Origin of the sequence: Rhizobium sp. NLR16a (assembly GCF_017948245.1) — a bacterium.
Classification (GTDB): Bacteria; Pseudomonadota; Alphaproteobacteria; order Rhizobiales; family Rhizobiaceae; genus Rhizobium.
The window spans coordinates 465,540-488,446 of sequence record NZ_CP072865.1 but is presented as its reverse complement, the minus strand read 5'-3'; the positions used below and the strand labels follow the sequence as shown (position 1 = coordinate 488,446).

Here is a 22,907-nt window from a genome sequence, read left to right as displayed (position 1 = left end):
ATTTTCGTCGGGTGTCGGAAATCGATACGGGCGAGAACCGAAGTTCCCGCCCGATTTACTCGACAAAGGAAGATTGAATTCCGTTTATTCCGCTGCTAGCCGGATGACCTCGGCCTCTTCCTCCTTGTGCTCGTCCGGCTTGTGCTGGATGAGCGGACGGTTGCCCGTCAGCCGTCGCAGCAGCACGTAGAACACCGGCGTCATGAAGATGCCGAAGAAGGTCACGCCGATCATGCCGGAGAACACCGCGACACCCATGGCGGCACGCATTTCCGCGCCGGCGCCCGTGGAGGCGACCAGCGGCACGACGCCCATGATGAAGGCCATGGAGGTCATGAGGATCGGGCGAAGGCGAAGGCGACTGGCCTCGACCGCCGCCTCCCGCGGCGTCCTGCCCTCGAACTCCAGTTCGCGGGCGAATTCCACGATCAGGATCGCGTTCTTCGCCGAGAGGCCGACTAGCACCACGAGACCGATCTGGGTGAAGATATTATTGTCTCCACCGGTGAGCCAGACACCCGTCAGCGCGGCCAGCACGCCCATCGGCACGATCATGATGATCGCCAGCGGCAGGGTCAGGCTCTCGTACTGGGCAGCCAGCACCAGGAAGACCAGCAGCAGCGCCAGCGGGAAAACGACGACGCTCGAATTACCGGCCAGGATCTGCTGATAGGTCAGATCCGTCCATTCGAAGTCGATGCCGGCAGGCAGTGTCTCGCGAAGGATCTTCTCGATTGCCGCCTGCGCCTGGCCGGACGAAAAGCCCGGTGCCGGACCGCCGTTGATATCGGCGGCGAGGAAGCCGTTGTAACGGTTGGCGCGTTCGGGACCGGTGCTCGGCTCCACCTTCAGCAGCGCCGAAAGCGGGATCATCTCGCCCGATGCCGAACGGACCTTCAGCTGCCCGATATCTTCCGGCTGGGCGCGGAATTTCGCATCGGCCTGCACCCGGACGCTGTAGGTGCGGCCGAACGCATTGAAATCGTTCACATAGAGCGAGCCGAGATAGATCTGCAGCGTCTGGAAGACGTCGGTGACGGAAACCCCGAGCTGCTCGGCCTTGGCGCGATCGAGATCGGCATAGAGCTGCGGCACGTTGATCTGGAAGCTGGAGAACAGCCCGGCAAGTTCAGGCGTCTGGTAGGCCTTGGCAAGCACTGCCTTGGTCGCCTCATCGAGCGCCTGGTTGCCCAAGCCTGCGCGATCCTCGATCTGCAGCTTGAAACCGCCGGTCGTGCCGAGACCGTTGACCGGCGGCGGCGGGAACATGGCGATGAAGGCATCCTGGATGGCACCGAATTTCTGGTTCAACGCCATGGCGATGGCGCCGCCAGAAAGATCCGGCGTCTTACGCTCCTCGAAATCCTTCAGCGTCACGAAGACGATGCCGGCATTCGAAGAGTTGGTGAAGCCGTTGATCGACAGGCCGGGGAAGGCGATTGCATTGGCGACGCCGGGCTGCGCGAGCGCGATATCGGTCATGCGCTTGATGACGTCTTCCGTGCGGTCGAGGCTTGCGGCATCCGGCAGCTGAGCGAAGCCGATCAGATACTGCTTGTCCTGCGACGGCACGAAGCCACCGGGAACCGTGGTGAACATGCTGTAGGTCGCGCCGACCAGCGCCAGGTAGACCACCATGACGATGCTCTTGCGCGACACCAGGCCGCCAACACCTTTGCCATAGGCATTCGAGCCTGCGCCGAAGAGGCGGTTGAAGCCACGGAAGAACCAACCGAAGATCGCGTCCATGAACCGCGTCAGCCAGTCCTTGGGCGCGTCGTGGCCCTTCAGCAGAAGGGCGGCGAGGGCCGGCGACAGGGTCAGTGAGTTGAAGGCCGAGATGACGGTCGAGATCGCGATCGTCAGCGCGAACTGACGATAGAACTGACCCGACAGGCCGGAGATGAAGGCGAGCGGCACGAATACCGCGACGAGCACCAGCGCGATCGCGATGATCGGACCGGACACTTCCTTCATCGCCTTATAGGTGGCCGCGCGCGGCGACAGGCCATGCTCGATATTGCGCTCGACGTTTTCGACGACGACGATCGCGTCGTCCACCACGATACCGATGGCAAGCACCAATCCGAACAGACTGAGCGCGTTGATCGAGAAGCCGAAGACATACATGACCGCGAAAGTGCCGATGATGGAGACCGGAACCGCGATCAGCGGAATGATCGAAGCGCGCCACGTCTGCAGGAAGACGATGACGACGAGGACGACGAGCGCGATGGCTTCAAGCAGCGTGTCGATGACCTTCTCGATCGAGGAGCGGACGAATTTCGTCGTATCGTAGACGATCTCGTATTTGACGCCCTCAGGCATGGCCAATTGCAGCTGATCCATGGTTGCGCGCACGTTGTCGGCGATTTCGATCGCATTCGACCCGGGCGCCTGAAGGGCGGCCACGGCGACGGCCGGCTTGCCGTCGAGCAGCGACCGCAACGTATAGTCGGCGGCGCCAAGCTCGATGCGGGCGACGTCGCGAAGGCGGGTGATCTCGCCATTGGCGCCCGTCTTGACGATGATGTTGCCGAACTCCTCGGGCGTACGCAGGCGGCCCTGGGCATTCACGTTGAGCTGCAGGTCGACGCCCGGCTGGCTCGGCGAGGCGCCGATAATGCCGGCGGCCGCCTGGACGTTCTGCGAGCTGATCGCGTTGCTGATGTCGCTGGCGGCGAGTTCATGCTCGGCGGCCTTCTGCGGGTCGATCCAGACACGCATCGAATAATCGCCGGCGCCGAACACCTGCACCTGGCCGACGCCGGGGATGCGGGCAAGCCGATCCTTGATGTTCAAGGTCGCGTAGTTGCGAAGATAGGTGATGTCGTGGCTGTTCCCGTCGGAGACGAGGTTGACGACCATGATGAAGTCGGGCGAGCTCTTGACTGTCGTGATCCCGAGGGCGCGCACCTCCGCCGGCAGGCGCGGTTCGGCCTGCGAAACGCGGTTCTGCACGAGCTGCTGTGCCTTGTCAGGGTCGGTGCCGAGCTTGAAGGTGACGGTGACATTGAGCACGCCATCCGACGTCGCCTGGCTCGACATGTAGAGCATGTCCTCGACGCCGTTGATCTGCTCTTCGAGCGGTGTCGCCACGGTTTCGGCAATGACGCTCGGATTTGCGCCGGGATAGGTGGCGCGCACGACGACCGACGGCGGCACGACGTTGGGATACTCGGAAATCGGCAGCGCCCGCAGGCCGATCAGGCCGGCAACGACGATGAGGACCGAAAGAACGCCGGCAAAGACCGGCCGGTCGACAAAGAATCTGGAGATGTTCATTTCAAAGCCCTCTCCGGGGTGAACATGGATGCAAACTCCCTCTCCGGCGGGTGAGGCGCCGCCGGCGGGTCATATTATTTCGGGTATCGGCCTTCCCCGCAGGAGAAGGCGGGATCTTACTGAGCGGTCGCGACCTTCTCTTCCATCTGCGGAACGACGACGGCACCGGGACGGATGCGCTGCAGGCCGTTGACGACGATCTTCTCGCCGGCCTTCAGGCCACTTTCGACCACCCGCTGCCCCTCAGTCAAAGCGCCGAGCTGCACCTGCCGGTAGGCGACCCTGTTCTCACCGTCGACGACGAAGACGAATTTCTTGTCCTGGTCGGTGCCGACGGCGCGGTCGCTGATGACGATCTTGTTCTCGGCCTTCGGCTGGCCCATGCGCACGCGCACGAACTGGCCGGGGATGAGGCGTCCGCCCGGATTATCGAAGACGGCGCGCACACCGATGGTGCCGCTCGATGCGTCAACCTCGTTGTCGATCAACTGCAGCTTGCCCTTGATCGGCGTGCCTTCGTCGGCGAGCGTGCCGACCTCGACCGGAATCTCTTCGACGGGCGGCAGGGCGCCGTCCGTCTGCGGCAGCTGGGCGAGAGCGCGGGTCACCATCTCTTCGCTGGCGTTGAAGCTCGCATAGATCGGATCGACCGAAACGAGCGTCGTCAGCGCAGGCGAGGCCGATCCGGCCGCAACCAGGTTGCCTGTCGTCACCTCGATCTTGCCGATGCGGCCGGCAACCGGCGCCCGTACCTGAGTATAATCGAGATTGAGCTGGGCAGACTGCAACGCGGCTTGTGCCGAACGCAAGCCTGCCTGCGCCTCGGCCAGCGCGCTCTGGCGCTGATCGAGATCGCTCTGGGAGATGGTGCGGTTATCGGAAAGCCTGCGGCCGCGGTCAAGCTCGGTCTGCGCCAGACTGACCTTGGCTTCGGCCGAAGCCACCTGGCCTTGGGCCTGCGCCACGCTCGCCTGGTAGGGAGCCGGATCGATGGTGAAGAGCAGGTCGCCCTGCTTCACCAGCGCGCCCTCACGGAAAGCCACCGAAAGGATCGCGCCTTCGACACGGGGACGGACCTGGACACGATCGACCGCTTCGAGACGGCCGGAGAAGGTCTCCCAGGCCGTCACGTCGCGGGCTTCGACCACGGCCACCGTCACCGGTACGGCGGGAGGCTGCGCGGGAGCGGAAGCTGCCGTAGCCGTCGTGCTCATCGGCAGCTCGAAAAACAATGCAGCGCCTGAAACGGACGCAATAAGTCCTATGCCGGCGCCCACGAGGGCCCAGCGCTTGCTTCTGGACGTCATCAGTACTCTCCTTGCGGCCCCAGGCCGCCAAAATATCAGATCTTCTTCAATGCAATTGCGGTTGGACGCTTACGTCCTGTAGGAAACGTCCGAAATGGCGGCTGACGTGTTCCTGCCAGTCGGGTGCCTCCCCAGATTTCCCACCATAAATCGAGGGCCAGCCCGTCCCGGCGGGAAGGACATGCTGGCGCACACCGACGCCGGCCTTTTTCAGGCGGGCACCGTAACCGAGTGTTTCGTCGTGCAGAGGATCGTCCTCTGCGGTGAATATCAGCGCTGGCGCGACGCCTGAAAGACGCGAACAGAGGCAGGGGGCCGCGTAGGGGTGGCAGCCGCCACCGCTCAGATAATGGCTCCAGCCGTCCGCCCAGCGCTGTCGCATGCCGATCGCTTCGGCCTTGCGGATCGACGACGTGCCCATGAAGGGATCGAGCAGCGGTGAAATCAGTACCTGGCCGTCGAGCGCATCCGGCATCTCATCGCGCGCCTTGAGCGCCACTCCGGCAGCGACGTTGCCGCCCGCCTCCTCGCCGGCGACGAATAGCAGCGACTTGCGGTCGCCGAGACCAGCGGCGCGCTTGTTGGCGAGATAGGTGAAAACGGAGAAGGAGACTTCCAACGCCTTCGGAAAGAGGTTGCCGGACAGTGTGCTGTAGTCGACGGCGGCGACGATGGCGCCGGCTTTGGCGAGACTGACGGCAACCGGCCGGTCGACATTCGTTTCGCTGTCGAGAAATGCCCCCCCATGCAGGTAAAGCACGATCGGCGGACCCTTGCCGTAATCGGCGCCTTGGTAGACGCGCGCGGAAACGGGGCCGATGGCCACCTTATCCAGCATCATGTCCTTCCATTCTACCGTCATCGATCCTGTCTCTTTTGCACGCAACCGCCGGGCACACAGCACCTGCCGCTTGCATTTCGTATAAAAAAGATATTGTTATTCAGAACAGGGAATAAGAAGCAATATCGCGATAACACTGTTCCGATTCTCGAATAATGGTGCAACGCAAACTGCGGACTTGAAACCGATGGATCAACTTTCGGCAATGCGCGTCTTCATCCGCGTCGTGGAGACGGGCAATTTCACCCGCGCCGCCGACATGCTCGCAATGCCCAAGGCGACGGTGACCAATCTCATCCAGGGCCTGGAAGCGCATCTGCGCACCAAGCTTCTGAACCGCACCACGCGACGGGTCATGGTGACCACGGACGGCGCGCTTTATTACGAACGCGCCGCCCAGATCATCTCCGAGCTGGAGGAACTCGACGGCAGCCTCTCCAACTCGCAAAGCTTGCCGAGCGGGCGGCTGCGCATCGAGATGAGCGGCGCCTTTGCTGACGCCATCGTCGTTCCGGCACTTTGCGATTTCTACCAACGCTATCCCGACATCCGTCTGGATCTGGGGGTCAGCGACCGCACGGTGGATTACCTGGTCGAAAACGTCGATTGCGCGCTGCGGGCGGGCACGCCCACCGACCAGTCGCTGATAGCCCGGCGCGTTTCGGAGATGGAGCTCGTCACCTGCGCTTCGCCGAGCTACATTCAGAAATTCGGCATGCCCGAACGGCCGGAGGATTTGGAGGCCACGCACTACTCCGTCAGTTATTTCCGCGCCCAGAACAACCGGACCCTGCCCTTCGAATTTCGCAGGGGCAACGAAATGGTCGAGACTACCCCGCGCTGCATCGCCTCGGTCAATGACAGCCGCACCTATCTGACCGCGGCCCTGACGGGCCTCGGCGTCGCGCAGGTGCCGACCTTCATGGCGCGTGAACCGATGCGGCGGGGCGAACTCGTCCGCGTGCTGCCGGACTGGCGCCGCGATCCGGTGCCGCTTTATGTGGTTTATCCACCGAACCGCCACCTCAGCAACAAGGTCCGCGTCTTCGTCGATTGGCTGGTCAAGCTCCTGGTCGAGGCCAAGCTGAACGATTTCTAGAGCATGTCGCGCGGCGGCAAAACAGAGACGGCCCGGAAGGCAAGAGAAACCTTCGACGGGCCGCAAATTTTGAACATCGGACCTGTCGCGCCGCAGACTGGGCGCGGCAGGCTCTGGAGGTTCGGGAGAGAGCGTCAGGGAACTCCACTCTCTCGCGATAAAGTAACTATAGCCACTCCCGACAAGATTGTAAGGGGGAAGACCTACAATCTTCGTTCACATGATTGCGATGACGGCGCCTTCGTCAGATCACGCCGCCATTGGCGCGCAGCGTCTGGCCATTGATCCAGCCGCCGTCCGGGCCGGCGAGAAAGGCGACCACGCAGGCAATGTCCTCAGGCGAGCCGAGCCGCTCCAGCGGGTTCATCTTCGCCATGCGGGCAATGAGTTCCTCCGTCTTGCCGTTGAGGAAAAGATCAGTAGCCACCGGCCCGGGCGCGATGGCATTGACCGTGATGTTACGGCCGCGCATCTCCTTGGCCATGATCGCCGTCAGCGTTTCGACGGCGGCCTTGGTGGCGGCGTAAACCCCGTAGGTTTCGAGCTTCAGCCCGACGACCGAAGTCGAAAAGTTGATGACCCTGCCGCCATCGCGCAGGCGCCGGGCCGCTTCCCTGAGCGTATTGAAAGTGCCCTTGAGATTGACGCCGATCTGGCGATCGAAGTTTTCGTCGTCAGCCTCGGCAAGCGACGACAGCATCATGATGCCGGCATTGTTGACGAGCACATCGACGCCGCCAAAGGCGTCTTCCGCAGCGTCGAACATCCGCCGGACGGCTTCAGCATCGCTGACATCCGCCTTGGCCGCCAGCGCCCTGCCGCCAGCCTGCTCGATCTCTCGGGCGAGGTCTTCGGCCGCGGCCGCACTGCCGGAATAGTTGACGACGACGGTGAAACCGTCTCTGGCGAGGCGTCTGGCAACGGCCGCGCCGATACCACGGGAAGCGCCGGTGACCAGTGCGATCTTGCTGTCTTTGTTGGAAGCCATTGTTCTTCTCCTTCTGCGCCGCAGCGCGTTTTCGATGAGAAGAAGATGAGCCTTTTCCTGCGGCGGATAATCGTGCATTCTCCGCCATCACTATCCGGGAAATACGAACAAAGAAGATGGACAGGTTCGATGCCATGCGTGTGTTCTGCCGCGTTGTAGAGCGCCGCAGCTTCACCCTCGCTGCGGGAGACACCGGCCTGCCGCGCTCGACCGTTACTGACGCTGTCAAGCAGCTCGAGGCCCGCCTCGGCGTGCGCCTGCTCCAGCGCACGACGCGCCATGTCAGCCCGACGCTCGACGGCGAGGCCTATTATCAGAGCTGCCTGTCGATCCTCGCCGACATCGAGAACGCGGAAGGGGCCTTTGCCGGCGCCAGACCGAAAGGCCTGCTGCGCGTCGATGTGCACGGCACGCTCGCGCGCTATTTCGTGCTGCCGAGCTTGCCGTCCTTTCTGGAGAGCTATCCCGAGATCGAGTTCTATATGAGCGAAGGCGATCGGCTGGTCGATCTGGTGCACGAAGGCATCGATTGCGTGCTGCGCGTCGGTACGCCTGCGGACAGCGACATGATCATCAGGCGTGTCGCCATGCTTGATGAGGTCACGCTCGCCTCTCCCGCCTATGTCGCCGCGCGCGGCCTGCCGCAGCATCCGGACCGGCTTGCCGGCCATCGCATGGTCGGCTTCCGCTCCAGCAGCGCGGACGGTCTGCTGCCGCTCGAATTCATCGTCGATGGCACGGTACGCAAGCTAAGTATTCCCGCGGCCGTCACCGTCAACGCCGCCGAAAGCTATGTTGCTGCAGCGAGGATGGGCCTCGGCCTGATCCAGATCCCGCGCTACCACGCCGAAAAAGACCTGTCCGACGGCACGCTGGTCCACGTGCTCCCGGATTTTCCGCTGACCCCGACGCCGGTCTCCCTGCTCTATCCCCGCAACCGCCAGCTTTCGCCGCGCGTGCGCGTCTTCGTCGATTGGCTGGTGAAGGTCTTCACTCGACAAAATTCCAAAAACACGCTTTGCTAATATGAGCGCTTGCGGGGAAGGGCCATGGCACTCAGCGATATCACCGTCTATCAGACGGAAGACGGTTTCGTCGTCGAATTCGGCGGTGAAGGCGAAGACAGCATTGCCGTAACGCTGCGAAGCGCAGCCCAACTGACTTCGGAAAATGCGGTCGCGCGCGCCAGGGCCCTGCTTGCGGCAGCAACCGAACCAGCCCATGGCGACGGCGCACGCAGCAAGGATCCGGCCTTGCTCGAAGAGGAGCTGGAGGAAGGTCTGGAAGATTCCTTCCCTGCCAGTGATCCGGTCTCGGTTACATCATCCTCGATCCCGATGCGTGATCCGAATGCCGGCCGCTGACGCGGCCGGCCTCATCAAATGGTTTTGGGATGACGGCGGCGGCAGCGAATGTTATCTGCCTCGGTTATGACCGATGGTGGAATGACAAAGAGCTCGATCGGCGCCGGCGCGCTTGCCGGCGAAGGCCTCAGGGCGTTTTTCGAGCGCGACGCGATCACTGTGGCCCGCGACCTGCTCGGCTGCCATCTCACAGTTCATGGCGCCGGCGGCCGCATCACCGAGACCGAAGCCTATTTCCCCGATGACGAAGCCTCGCACAGTTTTCGCGGCCCGACCAGGCGCAACGGCGCCATGTTCGGCCGGCCCGGCAATGTCTACATCTACCGCATCTACGGCATGTACTGGTGCCTGAACTTCGTCTGTCATCCGGGCTCGGCCGTGCTGATCCGGGCGCTCGAGCCGGAAACGGGAATTGCCGCCATGACGGAGCGGCGCGGCACCGATATGCTGACGGCGCTCTGCAGCGGCCCGGGCAAGCTCTGCCAGGCGCTCGGCATCGATATCGAAATCAACGACAGGCCGCTCGACCGCCCGCCCTATGCGCTGACACCGTCTGCGCCGGTGCCTGTCGTCTCGGGAAAACGCATCGGCATCACTAGAAATGCCGAAGCACCGTGGCGCTTCGGCATTCAGGGATCGCGATATCTCAGCAAACCGTTTCGCTAAGCAATTCCAGCAAAAGTGTGAAGCGGTTTTGCCAGGAAAAACCGGAAGCCGGCTTTCCCAGGGATTGCGTAAACGCTTGAAGTCTATTCCATGACCGCGCTGTGGTCGACGGCGGGCGCCGCCTTCGGCTTGCGCAGCAGCAGCGCCAGCGGGATGACCGCGAGCGACATCAGCATCAAGAGCTTGAAATCGTCCATATAGGCGATGATCGTCGATTGCAGGGTGATGATCTCGTTGAGCGAAGCACGGCCAGTGGCCGTCAGGGGGCTCAACCCTTGCGCCGCCATGGCGTTGAAGGCGTGGTTGAAAGGCGTCACATAGGCCGCGATCGACTCGTGATTGCTCTGCGTGTTCTCGACGATCAGTGCCGAGACGATCGAGATGCCGACCGCCGAACCGATGTTTCGCGACAGATTGTAGAGGCCGGTGCCGTCGCCACGCATTTGGGCGGGCAGCGTCGCGAAGGCAATCGTCGTCAGCGGCACGAAGAGAAAGCCGAGGCCGGCGCCCTGGATGAAGCCGACCGAGACGATCGTCCATTGCGAAACATCGGGCGTCCAGCCCGTCATGTCGTACATCGCCCAGGCGGTCAAGCCGAGGCCGAGCACCAGCAGCAAGCGCGTATCGACCTTGCCGATCAGCCGTCCGACAATGAACATGCAGAGCATGGTGCCGAGCCCGCGCGGCCCCATGACGATGCCGGCGGTGATGACGGGATAGCCCATAAGCGTCTGCAGATAGGGGGTCATCAGCGCCAACGAGGCGAGATAGGTGACGCCAACAACGAAGATGAAGATCATGCTGACCGTGAAGTTCTGGTCGAGAAACAGCTTCGGATTAACGAAGGATTTCTCTGCCGTCAGCGTGTGCACCAGAAGCAGATAGAATGCCGCGGCGCAGACAATCGCTTCGACCATGATCTCGCCCGAGGAGAACCAGTCGAGCTGTTCGCCGCGGTCGAGGAAGAGCTGCAGCGCGGCGATGAACAGGCTCATCATTCCGAAACCGAACCAGTCCAGCTTGGCGAGCAGATCCCGCTTGGTCTCGGTGACGAAGACGACGATGCCCATGAAGGCGAGCGCGCCGATCGGCACGTTGATGTAGAACACCCAACGCCAGCTGATATTGTCGGTCAGCCAGCCGCCGATGACCGGGCCGAGCACCGGCCCGACCATGACCGAGACGCCGAAAAGCGCCATGGCCGAACCGCGTTCCTCGACAGAATAGATGTCGAGAAGGATGCCCTGGGAAAGCGGCACCAGCGATGCGCCGAACAGGCCCTGCAACAGGCGGAAGGCGACGATCTGGTTCAGCGATTGCGCAAGGCCGCAGAGAACGGAGGCGGCCACGAAGCCGGCGATGGCGACGAGCAGCACGCGCTTGCGGCCGAATTTCGCGGCGAGGAAACCGGAGGGCGGCGTCATGATCGCCGCCGCGACGATATAGGAAGTGAGCACCCAATTGATCTGGTCGGCGGAGGCAGACACGCTGCCCTGGATATAGGGCAGCGCCACGTTGGCGATCGTCGTGTCCAGCGCCTGCATGATGACGGCGAGGATGACGCAGGCCGTGATCGCGCCGCGATTGGCGACCGAGGTCGCCGGAGATGCCAGAGCGTCACTCATGGTCCTCGCCCTGAGGCCGGCCCAGAAGCGTGTTGACGAAGTCGGGCAGGCCTCTGATATGGCCGGTATCGATGTCGACGACCGTGCTCATGCCGACGCGCAGCGGCGGCTTGCCTGCGGCATCCTCGATGCTGACGCGCATCGGAATGCGCTGCACGACCTTCACCCAGTTGCCGGTGGTGTTCTGCGCCGGCAGCAGCGAGAAGCTGGAGCCGGAGGCCGGGCTGATGCTCTCGACCTTACCCTTCCACGTCACGCCGGGATAGGTGTCGACGTAGATCTCGGCGGTCTGACCTGCTTTGACATAGGTCAGCTCGGTTTCCTTCGGGCTGGCGGCGATCCACAGATGATCGGTGGCGACAAGCGAGAAGGCCTGCTGCGAGGCCTGCAGGTAGGAGCCGACCTGAAGCGCGTTGACATTGGTGACGATGCCGTCGAACGGCGCCTTGACAACACTGTGGTCGAGTTCGCGCTGGGCGTTGTCGACCTGCGATTTGGCCTGCAGATAGAGCGGGTTTTCCTCGACCGGCTGGTCGGCGCTGCCGCCGAGCTGGGCGAGCGTCGTTGCTGCTTCCGCCTTGGCGACGGCAACCTTCTGCTGAGCGGCCTCCAGATTGTGCTTGGCCTCGTCGTAGGCCGACTGCGTCGCGCTGCCGTTGTTGACGAGGGCCTGCTGCCGGTCGAACTGATCCTGGTAATAGGGCAGATCGGCCTGCGCCTGGGTGATCTCGGCGAGAGACTGCTGATAGCTCGCCTTGAGGTTCATGATCTGGTTGCGCTGCGCGCCGAGCTGCGCCTTGGCGCCGTCGAGCGCGATTTTGAAGGAATCGGCCCTCAGGCTGAACAGCACCTGCCCCGCCTTGACCGCCTCGTTCTCATGCACGTCGATCTGATCGACGATGCCGGAGACATCGGTGGTGACCCCGACCATGTCGGCCTGGATGTAGGCGTTGTCGGTCGACATCACCTGGCCGCCATTGACGTAATAATAGCCGCCGACGACGAGCGCCACCGGCAGGAGCGCGAACAGGATCGGCCGCGTGAGACTGCGCCGGCGGCGGACCTTGCTACCGCCAGGCGCAGCCACGGCAGCAGCCGGCGCTGAATTGGATGAAGGCGCTTCGGCTACCGTTTCCTGCTGTTTCGCTTCATTTTCTTCAACAGGTGACTTGGCATTGGCGTCGGCAACGACGCGGAGGGGAGATTGATCAGCCATCGTTCATCTCATTCTCGTCAACCGGGGTCCTGCATGCCTGGACCAGGTTGGTCTTCATTACGGACAGGATGTGGAAAAGCTGCTCGCGCTGCTCGGCTGAGACCCCGTCCAGTGCCTCTGCGCGGGTGACATCGCCAAGTTCGCGCATTTCGGCGAGCAGGGGATGCGCCTCGTCGCGCATGTAGAGCAGCCAGATCCGCCGGTCGGTCGGATGCTGGCGGCGTTCGATGAGCCCACGTTCGGCGAGCTTGTCGAGAATGCGCACCAGCGTGATCGGCTCGACTTCGAGAATCTCGGCAAGGCCGCTCTGGTGGATGCCCTCGTTGTTCGAGAGATAGGCGAGCGTCTGCCATTGCGACCGCGTCAGGCCGAGGCATTTCGCGCGTTGCTCGAACCGCTTGCGCAGCAGCCGTGCGACGTCGTGCAGAAGGAAACCGAGTGTGGGCGTGGCGTTCATGGAAACCTATGCCGGATATTTATAAGCATACTTATGATATGGCCACATATATTGAGTACAGATGCCTGCACAAGAGCGTAAGCCGGCGATTCCGCAACCCCGGCCAAAATGCCGCAGGCCGCGGCCGGGCGCTTGCCGTCCCTCACAGCTTTAGGCTCGAACGGTAGCCGTGGCATCGCCCGGCCCTAGTTTCAGGCAAAGAACCACCCGCTGAAATGGCCTGGAGGGCCCATGGCGTTCTTCGAAAGCATGCTGACGCTGCTCTTGGTGGCGATCATCTTCCTGCAATTCTCCAGGAAGTTCCGTGTTCCTTATCCGACCATGCTGGCGATCGCCGGCATCATTGTCGCTGCCTTCCCATGGGCTCCGGAGGTGGCGATCGATCCCAGGCTGGCGCTGGCGCTTTTCATCGCACCCGTACTTTTCGATGCCGCGTACGATTTGCCGCCGAGGACGTTGAGGCGCAACTGGCTGCCACTCTTTTCGCTCGCCGCAATCGCCGTCATTTTGACGGCCGCGGCCGTCACAGCCGTCGGCGTCGCAATGGCCGGCCTGCCGCTTGCCGTGGCCGTCGCACTCGGCGCTATCGTCGCCCCACCGGACGCGGTTGCGGCGACCGTCATGCTCGACCGTTTCAATCTGCCGCGCCAGACCTATGTAATCCTCAAGGGCGAGAGCCTGCTCAATGACGCAGTCGCCCTCCTCATCTTCAGCGCCGCAGTGGCGGCCGCCACCAATCCCGCCTTCTTCACCGGCATTCTGGCAGAATTGACGCTGGCAGCGCCGGGCGGTCTCATCCTCGGCTATCTTCTCGGCCGTCTCTACATGATCGTTGGTCTGAAGCTCGCCGGCACGCTCGGCGGCACGCTGCTCGAGTTCGTCGCCACCTTCGGCACGTGGATCATTGCCGAGCGACTGCACCTTTCGGCGATCCTGGCGATCGTCGCATATGCCATGGTGATCGCCCGCTACATGCCGGAGCGGCAGACGGCCCGGCATCGCATTCATTCCTATTCGGTTTGGGAAGCCGCGGTTTTCCTGCTTAACGTGCTCGCCTTCCTGCTGATGGGCTTGCAGGTCCGCCAGATCGTCCTCGATCTCGATCCCGGCCGCCTGAATTTTGCCATGACCTTGGCAGCCGCGGTCTTCGTCACTGTCATTGTCGTGCGCCTGGCCTGGGTGCTCGTCTATAACCGCGCCATCACCTTTCTTGCCGAGCGCGGTCTCACGACACAAGCTGCTCCCACGTTTGCCGCGAGCCTACTTGCCGGCTGGTGCGGCATGCGCGGTCTCGTAACATTGGCAACTGCGCTCGCCCTGCCGATCGACTTCCATGATCGCGATATCATCCTGCTCAGCGCGCTGGCCGTCGTTCTCGGCACGCTCATCGTCCAGGGATTGACGCTCGGGCCGCTGATCCGCTTCCTGAAATTCGATCCGGACACATCCCTGAACCGCGACATCACCAAAGCCCGCGTGGCATTGATCGACGCGGCGCTTGCCGAGCTTGAAGGTCAAGACAAATCGACCCGCATTCTGCGTGACGTCTATACCTCTGAGCGCGAGATCGCCGCCGACGGCAAACACCCGCGCGAGGTCAGCAGGCTCGACAAACAGCGCCGCAATGTCATCGGTGCGAAACGCCGCAAACTGGCCGCGATGCGCCGCGCCGGCGAGATCGACGACGACGTCTTTCATATGCTGGAACAGGAGCTTGATTGGGCTGAGCTTGCCGTTCTGCCGCCCGGTCGAGATGAGATCGTCGAAAGCTGATGCCGTTCCATGAAGTTCACGGATTCCGGAAAAGCGAATAATTGGCATTTGCTATTTTTTGTCGCTGCCGCTTATATCCCGTTCCATAGCGTTTCGATTTTCCATTGTGCATCGCATACCGGCTTTCCCTTCCAACGATTGAACGCCGGGGAAATCACGGGAGCCAGAGGCTTTCGTTCAAAGCAACAAGACATGAATAGCATCACTTCATCTTAAGTTCGGTGGCAGTCGATCGGCCGCCGCGATTGGAGGGACCGATATGACTTTCGCGCTTCGACGGAAATTGTTGCTCGCCTGCATCGCCACGTTCATGCCTATGGTCGCGATGGCGCAGGGCGCACCGTCCGCCCCTCCCCCTGTCACGGTCGCGAAGCCGGTGGTGCGCGATGTCATCGACAATGACGAATTCATCGGCCGTTTCCAGCCGGTCGACGAAGTCTCCGTGCGTTCGCGCGTCGGCGGCTACCTGCAGGAAGTTCATTTCGAAGATGGCGCCCTGGTCAAGCAGGGCGACCTGCTCTTCGTCATCGACCAGCGGCCGTTCGTCACCGCGCTCAGCCAAGCGAAGGCCGCGCTCGAAGCGTCGCAGTCCACCCTTGTTTTCGCCGACGCTCAGTACAAGCGCGCCCAGTCGCTCGCTTCGAGTGGCAGCCAATCCGCACAGACGCTGGACGATCGCCGCCGTGAATTCGATTCCGCCCAGGCCAATGTCCGCGGCGCTCAGGCCGCCGCCGACCGCGCGGCGCTCGACCTCGAATATACCGAGATCAGGGCGCCACTGAGCGGCCGCATCGACCGCCGCCTGCTCTCGACCGGCAATCTCGTGCAGGCCGACCAGACGGTGCTCACCACGATCGTCTCGCTCGACCCGATCGACTTCTATTTCGACGTCGACGAGCGCCGCCTGCTGAATTTCGCCGACACCGCACGCAAGCAGGGCAAGGATCTGCAGCTCGGCGGCGGCGGCGTCGATGTATCCGTCACGATCTCCGACCCCACCGCCAAACCTTTCATGGGAAAGCTCGATTTCGCCGAGAACCGGGTCGACAATGAGAGCGGCACCATCCGCATCCGCGCCCGCCTTGCAAATCCCGACCTCGTCCTGCAGCCGGGCCTGTTCGGCCGTGTGCAGGTCGCAGCCTCCAATACCTACAAGGCCATTCTCGTTCCCGATGAGGCGATCGGCTCGGACCAGAACGAACGCGTCGTCTATGTCGTCGACGCGCAAGGCAAGGTTTCGACCAAGCCGGTGCGGCCCGGACCTCGGCTCTACGGCTATCGCGTCATCCGCGAAGGTCTCGACGGCACCGAGACGATCATCGTCAACGGCCTGATGCGGGCGCGGCCGGGTTCGACCATCACGCCGCAGATGAGCGAACTGCCGCAGGAGCGGCAGGACACGCCCCCCGAATCCGCAAACGCGGAGAGCGGACAATGAGATTCGCCCATTTCTTCGTGGACCGGCCGATTTTTGCGGCCGTCATCTCGATCCTCTTTCTCGTCGTCGGCGGCATCGCCTATACGCAGCTGCCGGTCTCTCAATATCCGGAGATCGCGCCGCCGACCATCGTCGTGCGCACCTCCTATCCTGGCGCCGACCCGCAGACCATCGCCGATACCGTTTCGACCCCGCTCGAACAGCAGATCAACGGCGTCGAAGACATGCTGTACATGTCGTCCTATTCCAGCGCCGACGGCGCCATGTCGCTGACGATCACCTTCAAGCTCGGCACCGATCTCGACAAGGTGCAGGTGCTGGTCCAGAACCGCGTTTCCATCGCGCTGCCCCGTCTTCCCGAGGAGGTTCAGCGGCTCGGCGTGACCACCGACAAGAGCTCGCCCGACCTGATGATGGTGGTGCACCTCCTGTCGCCGTCGCATCGTTATGACCAGCTTTACGTCTCGAACTATGCCCGCAACCGCATCCGTGACGTGCTCGTGCGCCTCGACGGCGTCGGCGATGTGCAGATCTTCGGCGAACGGCAGTATTCGATGCGCATCTGGCTGGATCCGGAAAAACTCTCCGCCTATGGCATGACCTCGGATGACGTCGTCTCCGCCCTGAGGGACCAGAACGTACAGGTCTCCGGCGGCAAGATCGGCGCGCCGCCGGTGACCGGCAGGAACGCCTTCGAATATACGGTGCGAACGGATGGGCGTTTCTCCGATGTGCGCGAGTTCCGCTATGTCATCGTCAAATCGACGGGGGCGGGCCGGCTCGTACAGTTGCAGGATGTCGCCCGCATCGAACTCGGCGCGCAGGACTACGTCACCAACAGCTACCTCAACAACGACCCTGCGGTCGCTCTCGGCATTTTCGCCCGGCCGGGAACCAACGCTCTCGATACGGCCCACCAGGTCCAGACGCTGATGAAGGATATCTCCCAGAGTTTCCCGGAGGGCCTGGAATATCGCATCGTCTACGACACGACCGAATTCATCTCGGATTCGATCGATGAGGTCTACAGAACCATCGCCGAAGCGGCCATCCTGGTGGCGATCGTCGTTCTCGTCTTCCTGCAATCCTGGCGGACCGCGATCATCCCGATCGTCGCCATCCCAGTGTCGCTGATCGGCACCTTCGCTATCCTGCTCGCCTTCGGTTTCTCGCTCAATATGCTGACGCTGTTCGGCCTGGTGCTCGCCATCGGCATCGTCGTCGACGACGCGATCGTGGTGGTGGAAAACGTCGAGCGCAATCTGGCGCGCGGCATGACGCCGAAGCAGGCGTCGCACGTGACGATGGACGAAGTCGGCACCGCTGTGGTGGCGATCTCGCTGGTGCTGATCGCGGTCTTCGTGCCGACGGCCTTCATTCCGGGCATATCAGGTCAGTTCTACAGGCAGTTCGCCGTGACGATCTCGGTCACCACTGCGATATCGGCCTTGAACTCCCTGACGCTTTCGCCCGCCCTTGCCGGCATATTGCTGAAAGCCCACGATCACGAGACGAAGCGCAAAAGCATTGCCTCACGCCTGGGCACCGGTCTTGCAAACGGCTTCAATCGCGGCTTCGACCGGATGAGCTCCGGCTATTCGTGGACCGTCCGGCACCTGGTCGGCAGCTGGATAGGCTTGACCTGCTCGATGCTCGCCTTCGCCGGCCTGCTCGGCGCGACCTGGTACATGACCACCCGGGTGCCCTCGGGTTTCATCCCGACCATGGACCAGGGTTACGCGATCGTTGTGGTGCAGCTTCCGGACGGCGCCTCGCTGGCGCGGACTGATGCCGTCGTCAAACAGGTGGGCGACATCGCCCGAACCGTGCCCGGCGTCGGCAATGCCGTGCAGTTTGCCGGTTTCAGCGGAGCGACCTTCACCAATGCCTCGAATGCGGGGGTCGTCTTCGTTCCGTTCAAATCCTTCGCCGAACGCGAGGAAGGCGGAGAAAACGCCAACAAGATCATCGGCGAGCTCTTCGGCAAGCTGCAGAGCATCCAGGAAGCCTTCATCATCGCAATCCCGCCGCCATCCGTGCGCGGCGTCGGAAACTCCGGCGGCTTCAAGATGCAGATTTCCGATCTCGAAAATCCCGACATGACGCGCGTGCTGGGCCTTGCCCGCCAGATGATGGGGGCGGCGGCAACGACCGAAGGGCTGACCGGCGTCTTTACGACCTTCTCCGATGCCAGCCCGCAATATTTCCTGTCGATCGACCGCGACAAGGCGCGCTTCCTGAACGTGCCGATCCCCAATATCTTCAATGCGCTTTCGATCAACCTCGGCGTCGCCTACGTGAACGATTTCAACGCGTTCGGCCGCGTCTACCAGGTTCGCGCCCAGGCCGACCGGCAATACCGCATGGACAGGGAGGATATTCTCGCGCTGAAGGTACGCTCGGCGACCGGCGCGCTGGTTCCTCTCGGCACTCTGATGGACATTCAGGATTCCAGCGGCCCGGCGCTCGTCCAGCGCTACAACATGTATGTCTCGGTGCCGCTTCAGGGCAATCCGACACCCGGCACCTCGACGGGCGACGCGCTGAAGAAGATGGAGGAGCTGGCGGCCAAGATCCTTCCGCCGGGGACGACCTTCGAATGGACGGAACTCGCCTATCAGGAAACCCATACCGGCAACACCGCCGTCTACATCTTCGCCCTCTCCGTCATTTTCGTCTTCCTGGCGCTGGCGGCCCAATATGAAAGCTGGGTTCTGCCACTCGCGATCATTCTCATCGTCCCGCTTGCCGTGCTCGCCGCACTGATCGGGGTCTCGCTGAGAGGAATGGACAACAACGTCCTGACGCAGATCGGCCTGATCGTCCTGATCGGCCTTGCGGCCAAGAACGCCATTCTGATCGTCGAGTTCGCCAGGCAGGCGGAAGAGGAAGGAAAAACGCCAGTGGAGGCCGCCATCGAGGCGAGCCACCTTCGCCTGCGCCCGATCCTGATGACGGCATTCGCCTTCATCTTCGGCGTTCTGCCGCTCGCCATCGCCACCGGCCCCGGCGCCGAGATGCGCCAGTCGCTCGGCACCGCCGTCTTTTCGGGCATGCTCGGGGTGACGCTCTTCGGCCTGTTCCTGACGCCGGTCTTCTATGTCGTTCTGCGCGGCTGGCGCCGCAGCCGGCCGGCTGAAAGGCCGGTCGAAGCCGCCCCGGCCCAAAGCGAGACGGTCTGATCACGGTGTCATACAGCCTCCCGGTGGGATGATGTCAGGTGGAAAACAGATGCACCCGGCCCTGCCAGAACCGGGCAACGGTCAGCCTACCGCTGCGAAAGGCGCGCGTATCGAGATTGAGCCGCCTCGGGCGAATGTCGGGCTCGTCGCTGGGCGTGTGGCCGTGGACGACGAGTTTCGGCAAGGGAACCCTGCTTTCAAGAAAGCGGTGGCGGATGAGGACCAGGTCCTCATCCGTCTGTGCGGAGAGCGGCAGCATCGGGTCGATGCCGGCGTGCACGAACACCACGCTCGGTGTGTCCAGCATGATGGGCAGCGCTCGCATGAAATCGAGATGCGTATGCGGCAGAGACTGCCGCAGAAAGGCGTCGAGCTGCACGCCGGAGGGAAAGACGAGCGGCAGATGCTCCGGATCGAGGCCATAGGATTTCAGCGATTCCGCTGACCCCATCCGCATCCAGTCGTCATAAGGGAGCCAGCCGTCGACATAGTCGAGCATGGCGATCTCGTGATTGCCGGCAAGGCAGATGCGGTCGAAACCATCAGGCGGCGGCTCCATGAGGTGAGCGATGACCTGCGCCGATTCCAGACCCCGGTCGATATAGTCACCCAGTGTCACGATCAGCTTTTGCCCGGGCAATCGCGCGCCATCTTGCAGGATCGCCTCCTCAGCTTTTAAAAGCAGATCGTAGCGGCCGTGAATGTCGCCGATCGCATAAGTTGGAATCTCGGCGATATCCAGCGTCAGACGCGGTCTCGGCTGGCGCCCCATTTTCCAAACCTCGCTATGGCGAGCAAGTGCTTCACCCATCATGTTCCTCAATTGGATAGCCCCGGTTAACCATAAGTAGAGTGGAGGGCGAGGCGATCAAGTTGGTGAGAAAATTCGAAGCGTCCGGTTTTTCTGGAAAAACCGTTCTTATCATTCGAAGGAAAATCCCTCAATCCTGTCATCCTTCGAGGAAAGAGTGAGCGATGGGAACGTTATCGCAGTTTCAAGACCGTCTGAGGCCGCCGGCCCGCCGCATCGAAAACGAAGAGGAGGCCGTATCCACGGCTCGCAACCTCGCCGACACATTCCGTCATCAGGCAAATGAGCGCGATATCAACCGCATCCTGCCTTTTGCCGAGCTCGACGCGCTGTCGATATCGGGACTGACGGCAATCTCTGTTCCGCCCGAACATGAAGGGCTCGACGTGTCGAACGCCCTGCTTGCCGAAATCATCGCGATCATTGCCGAGGCCGACGCCTCGATTGGCGAGACACTGGAAAATCACTTTTCCGTACTGGAAACCCTCCGTACCCAGGCGGCCGAGGATCTGAAAGCATCGCTGTTTGCCCGTGTGCTGCTCGGCGACCGCTTCGCCGGCGCAACCGTCGCCGACGGCAGCGAGCTGTCGATCGACGGACCGGGGTACCGTTTGAGCGGGCGGATGCGGCCGGCGCCCGGTATTCTCTATGCCGATTGGATTGCCGCTGCCCTCACACTTCCGCCCGGCCGCCCTGTGACGCTCTACCTCAGCCGCAACAGCGGGGACGTGCAAGTGGTCGATGATTGGGACGGTTTCGGCCAGCGCACCAATGGATCGGCAACGACGCTCGCCGGCGCAGTGCATGTCGATGCCGGCACGATCGCGCCGGCCCCGTCGTCCGGTTCGACGGGCGTTTCGCTCGGCCTGCTGCTCAAGGCTGGAGTGGCCCTCGGCATCGCGCGGGCCGCCTGGGCCGACCTGATGACAGCCATTGGCGATCATACCGTCTCCCGCTCCCGGCTCGGCGAACACGCCGTCGGCATCGAAATCACGGCGGCAGCTCTGGAGCGAGCGGGCCGCAAACTCGATATCGCCCAGGTCAATCCTGTAGAGGCTGCGATGGCGGATGCCTATTTTTCCGCCTCGGCGGCCGCGATCACTGCCGGAGAAACCGCTCTCAACGCCGCAAACGCACTGTTCGAGCTCGCGGGCGAAGCGTCAACCGGCATAGGCCTTAATCTCGACCGCCATTGGCGCAATGCACGCATCCACGCGCTGTCGCTGCCTCGCGATCGATTGCTGGACCGCGCCGGCGACCATATGTCGAGATGAGCCCTGAACGACACAGCATGGCGCTTTAGACCGTATGAAATCGAAACGTCTCAGCTGGCGGCGGAGATCGGCAATTCGTCCCCGGTGTCTTCAATGCGGCCGCCGGCTGCGACGAATTGGTCGAGGGTCATATTGTCCAGAATGGCGGCGATCGCATCCCGAACATCGGTCATCGAACGCCGCACCTGACAGGTTTCCGGGTCGGCGCAGTCGTCGCAGGCCTCGTAAGCCGTCCGGCTGGCGCAGCGGATCGGCGCCAGCGGCCCATCGAGCGTGCGGATGACATGGCCGATGCGGATCTCGGAAGCCGGCCGCGAGAGAGAATACCCGCCGCCAGGCCCCTTTTTTGAACGCAGGATACCGACATTGCGCAGCTCGAGCAGGATCGTGTCGAGAAACTTCTTCGGAATATTGTTGCGCGCCGCGACGTCATTGATGAAGGCAGTCTCGCCCGGCGCCAGGCGCGCCAGATCGACCAGTGCCTTCAGGCCGTATTTTCCCTTCTTCGTCAGCATTGTCGTCGCCTTTTGAAAACCGCAATATTTGCCCGTCAATAGCAGGCAAATAACGTCGAAAGCGTGAAGATACAACAAAATAGCTAATTTTTATAGCTTGTATCGGCAACGTCCACGGCCGGCTGGCAGTCATGCGAAGAACAGGCTTGCCGTGCTGCTCATTGCGCCAGCTTCGATCAAATCGTCTTCAGCATGCCGCCATCGACGAAATAGGTCGATCCGATGCAGTAACTCGCCCTCTCCGAACTCAGAAAGACGAAGACGTTCGCCAGTTCCTCCGGCGTGCCGAAGCGTTTGGAGGCAGCATGCTCATTGGCAACGCTTTGCAGGTACCCTTCCCAGTTTCCGCCGCTTTCGGCCGTCAGCTGCTTGGCGGTCTTGATCCAGTCGGGCGTCAGGATCAGGCCGGCATTGATGCAGTTGACGCGGATATTGTCCTGGATGAGCTCGGTCGAGAGCGTCTTTGAAAACATCATCAGCGCCGATTTGCTGACATTGTAGATCGGTTCGTACCAGAGCGGCTGGACGGCGCAGATCGAGGCATTGTGCAGGATCACCCCGCCGCCTCGCTTCTTCATCTGCGGTGCGATGCCGCGCGCAAGCCTCACGGCGGCCATCACGTGCAGGTCCCAATAGGCCTGCCATTTCTCATCAGGCGCCTCCATGACGGTCTCGTTCGATCCGGTGCCGGCATTATTGATGAGGATATCGGCGCCACCCTTTTCGGCAGCCGCGGCAATGATCGCCTCCGTTCCCGCAGCCGTCGCGACGTCGGCGGCGACGGCGGTGGCGCTGACGCCGAATTTCTCGGCAATGCGGGCGCCCTCCGCCTCCAGCCGTTCGCCGCCACGCGCAGCCAGCACGAGGTCCACGCCCTCAGCCGCCAGCCCTTCGGCGATCGCCAGTCCGATGCCGACCGACGCACCCGTTATGACGGCGATCTTACCCTTCAATCCCAGATCCATGTCTTCCTCCGAAGCGCCGGCGATCCCGGCTCGTGGAAGCAAGTGTTCCGCCAATGAATCCGGGCGTCAAGCACCCAAACGCCTCTTGCGGCGGTCTCCGT

The 22,907-nt window shown here is 62.5% G+C and carries 18 protein-coding genes; 8 read left to right on the top strand and 10 right to left on the bottom strand.

All coding sequences use genetic code 11. The features are described from left to right. Nucleotides 1–84 precede the first annotated feature (84 nt). The 3 genes from J7U39_RS02170 to J7U39_RS02160 form a co-directional block, all read right to left on the bottom strand. Nucleotides 85–3,285, bottom strand: a complete 3,201-nt coding sequence (locus tag J7U39_RS02170) for a multidrug efflux RND transporter permease subunit (protein WP_183699072.1) — start codon at nt 3,283–3,285, stop codon at nt 85–87. A gap of 116 nt (nt 3,286–3,401) precedes the next feature. Next, nucleotides 3,402–4,592 (bottom strand): efflux RND transporter periplasmic adaptor subunit, encoded by a 1,191-nt coding sequence (locus tag J7U39_RS02165; RefSeq protein WP_183699070.1) that lies wholly within the window; start codon nt 4,590–4,592, stop codon nt 3,402–3,404. A 46-nt stretch (nt 4,593–4,638) separates the two neighbouring features. Further along, on the bottom strand, nt 4,639–5,454 hold the full coding sequence (locus tag J7U39_RS02160) for an alpha/beta hydrolase fold domain-containing protein (protein ID WP_183699068.1): 816 nt from the start codon (nt 5,452–5,454) through the stop codon (nt 4,639–4,641). 166 nt (nt 5,455–5,620) lie between these two features. On the opposite strand from J7U39_RS02160, the gene J7U39_RS02155 reads away from it, so the two are divergent. Continuing rightward, nucleotides 5,621–6,532 (top strand): LysR family transcriptional regulator, encoded by a 912-nt coding sequence (locus J7U39_RS02155; protein ID WP_183699066.1) that lies wholly within the window; start codon nt 5,621–5,623, stop codon nt 6,530–6,532. A 244-nt stretch (nt 6,533–6,776) separates the two neighbouring features. Here J7U39_RS02155 and J7U39_RS02150 read toward each other — a convergent pair whose 3' ends face one another. Then, nucleotides 6,777–7,520, bottom strand: a complete 744-nt coding sequence (locus J7U39_RS02150; RefSeq protein WP_210630062.1) for an SDR family oxidoreductase — start codon at nt 7,518–7,520, stop codon at nt 6,777–6,779. Nucleotides 7,521–7,636: 116 nt separating this feature from the next. On the opposite strand from J7U39_RS02150, the gene J7U39_RS02145 reads away from it, so the two are divergent. The 3 genes from J7U39_RS02145 to J7U39_RS02135 are packed head-to-tail and all read left to right on the top strand — an operon-like array spanning nt 7,637 to nt 9,550. Next, the gene (locus tag J7U39_RS02145) at nt 7,637–8,545 is read left to right on the top strand and encodes a LysR family transcriptional regulator (RefSeq protein ID WP_210630060.1); all 909 of its coding nucleotides are present in this window, start codon (nt 7,637–7,639) and stop codon (nt 8,543–8,545) included. A gap of 24 nt (nt 8,546–8,569) precedes the next feature. Further along, the gene (locus J7U39_RS02140) at nt 8,570–8,884 is read left to right on the top strand and encodes a hypothetical protein (RefSeq protein WP_210630058.1); all 315 of its coding nucleotides are present in this window, start codon (nt 8,570–8,572) and stop codon (nt 8,882–8,884) included. Between the two features lie 48 nt (nt 8,885–8,932). After that, complete coding sequence (locus J7U39_RS02135; RefSeq protein WP_210630056.1) at nt 8,933–9,550, top strand: DNA-3-methyladenine glycosylase; 618 nt, start codon at nt 8,933–8,935, stop codon at nt 9,548–9,550. Between the two features lie 83 nt (nt 9,551–9,633). Here the strand turns inward: J7U39_RS02135 and J7U39_RS02130 are convergent, their stop codons facing one another. Genes J7U39_RS02130 through J7U39_RS02120 form a run of 3 tightly spaced genes read right to left on the bottom strand, consistent with a single transcriptional unit; the run spans nt 9,634 to nt 12,848 of the window. After that, nucleotides 9,634–11,175, bottom strand: a complete 1,542-nt coding sequence (locus tag J7U39_RS02130) for a DHA2 family efflux MFS transporter permease subunit (protein WP_210630054.1) — start codon at nt 11,173–11,175, stop codon at nt 9,634–9,636. Further along, on the bottom strand, nt 11,168–12,391 hold the full coding sequence (locus J7U39_RS02125; protein WP_210630053.1) for an HlyD family secretion protein: 1,224 nt from the start codon (nt 12,389–12,391) through the stop codon (nt 11,168–11,170). The genes J7U39_RS02130 and J7U39_RS02125 overlap by 8 nt, the downstream gene beginning before the upstream one ends. Further along, nucleotides 12,384–12,848, bottom strand: coding sequence for a MarR family transcriptional regulator (locus J7U39_RS02120; RefSeq protein WP_210630051.1), 465 nt, complete (start codon nt 12,846–12,848; stop codon nt 12,384–12,386). The genes J7U39_RS02125 and J7U39_RS02120 overlap by 8 nt, the downstream gene beginning before the upstream one ends. Nucleotides 12,849–13,079: 231 nt before the next feature. Between J7U39_RS02120 and J7U39_RS02115 the strand changes: the two genes are divergently transcribed. The 3 genes from J7U39_RS02115 to J7U39_RS02105 all read left to right on the top strand — a co-directional run bounded on the left by J7U39_RS02115 (nt 13,080) and on the right by J7U39_RS02105 (nt 19,241). Further along, complete coding sequence (locus J7U39_RS02115; protein WP_210630049.1) at nt 13,080–14,621, top strand: cation:proton antiporter; 1,542 nt, start codon at nt 13,080–13,082, stop codon at nt 14,619–14,621. Between the two features lie 259 nt (nt 14,622–14,880). Further along, nucleotides 14,881–16,059 (top strand): efflux RND transporter periplasmic adaptor subunit, encoded by a 1,179-nt coding sequence (locus J7U39_RS02110; protein ID WP_210630048.1) that lies wholly within the window; start codon nt 14,881–14,883, stop codon nt 16,057–16,059. Continuing rightward, nucleotides 16,056–19,241, top strand: coding sequence for a multidrug efflux RND transporter permease subunit (locus J7U39_RS02105; protein WP_210630046.1), 3,186 nt, complete (start codon nt 16,056–16,058; stop codon nt 19,239–19,241). The genes J7U39_RS02110 and J7U39_RS02105 overlap by 4 nt, the downstream gene beginning before the upstream one ends. 34 nt (nt 19,242–19,275) lie before the next feature. Here the strand turns inward: J7U39_RS02105 and J7U39_RS02100 are convergent, their stop codons facing one another. Next, on the bottom strand, nt 19,276–20,052 hold the full coding sequence (locus tag J7U39_RS02100; protein WP_210630045.1) for a metallophosphoesterase: 777 nt from the start codon (nt 20,050–20,052) through the stop codon (nt 19,276–19,278). 164 nt (nt 20,053–20,216) lie between these two features. Here J7U39_RS02100 and J7U39_RS02095 point away from each other — a divergent pair, with 164 nt between their 5' ends. Further along, nucleotides 20,217–21,326: an acyl-CoA dehydrogenase family protein gene (locus tag J7U39_RS02095; RefSeq protein ID WP_210630043.1), complete on the top strand. Its 1,110-nt coding sequence runs from the start codon at nt 20,217–20,219 to the stop codon at nt 21,324–21,326. Nucleotides 21,327–21,376: 50 nt separating this feature from the next. On the opposite strand, the gene J7U39_RS02090 is transcribed toward J7U39_RS02095, so the two are convergent. Continuing rightward, complete coding sequence (locus tag J7U39_RS02090) at nt 21,377–21,841, bottom strand: Rrf2 family transcriptional regulator (RefSeq protein ID WP_085780172.1); 465 nt, start codon at nt 21,839–21,841, stop codon at nt 21,377–21,379. Nucleotides 21,842–22,017: 176 nt separating this feature from the next. After that, a complete protein-coding gene (locus J7U39_RS02085; protein WP_210630041.1) occupies nt 22,018–22,806 on the bottom strand; it encodes an SDR family oxidoreductase in 789 nt (262 codons plus the stop codon). Between the last annotated feature and the right edge of the window lie 101 nt (nt 22,807–22,907).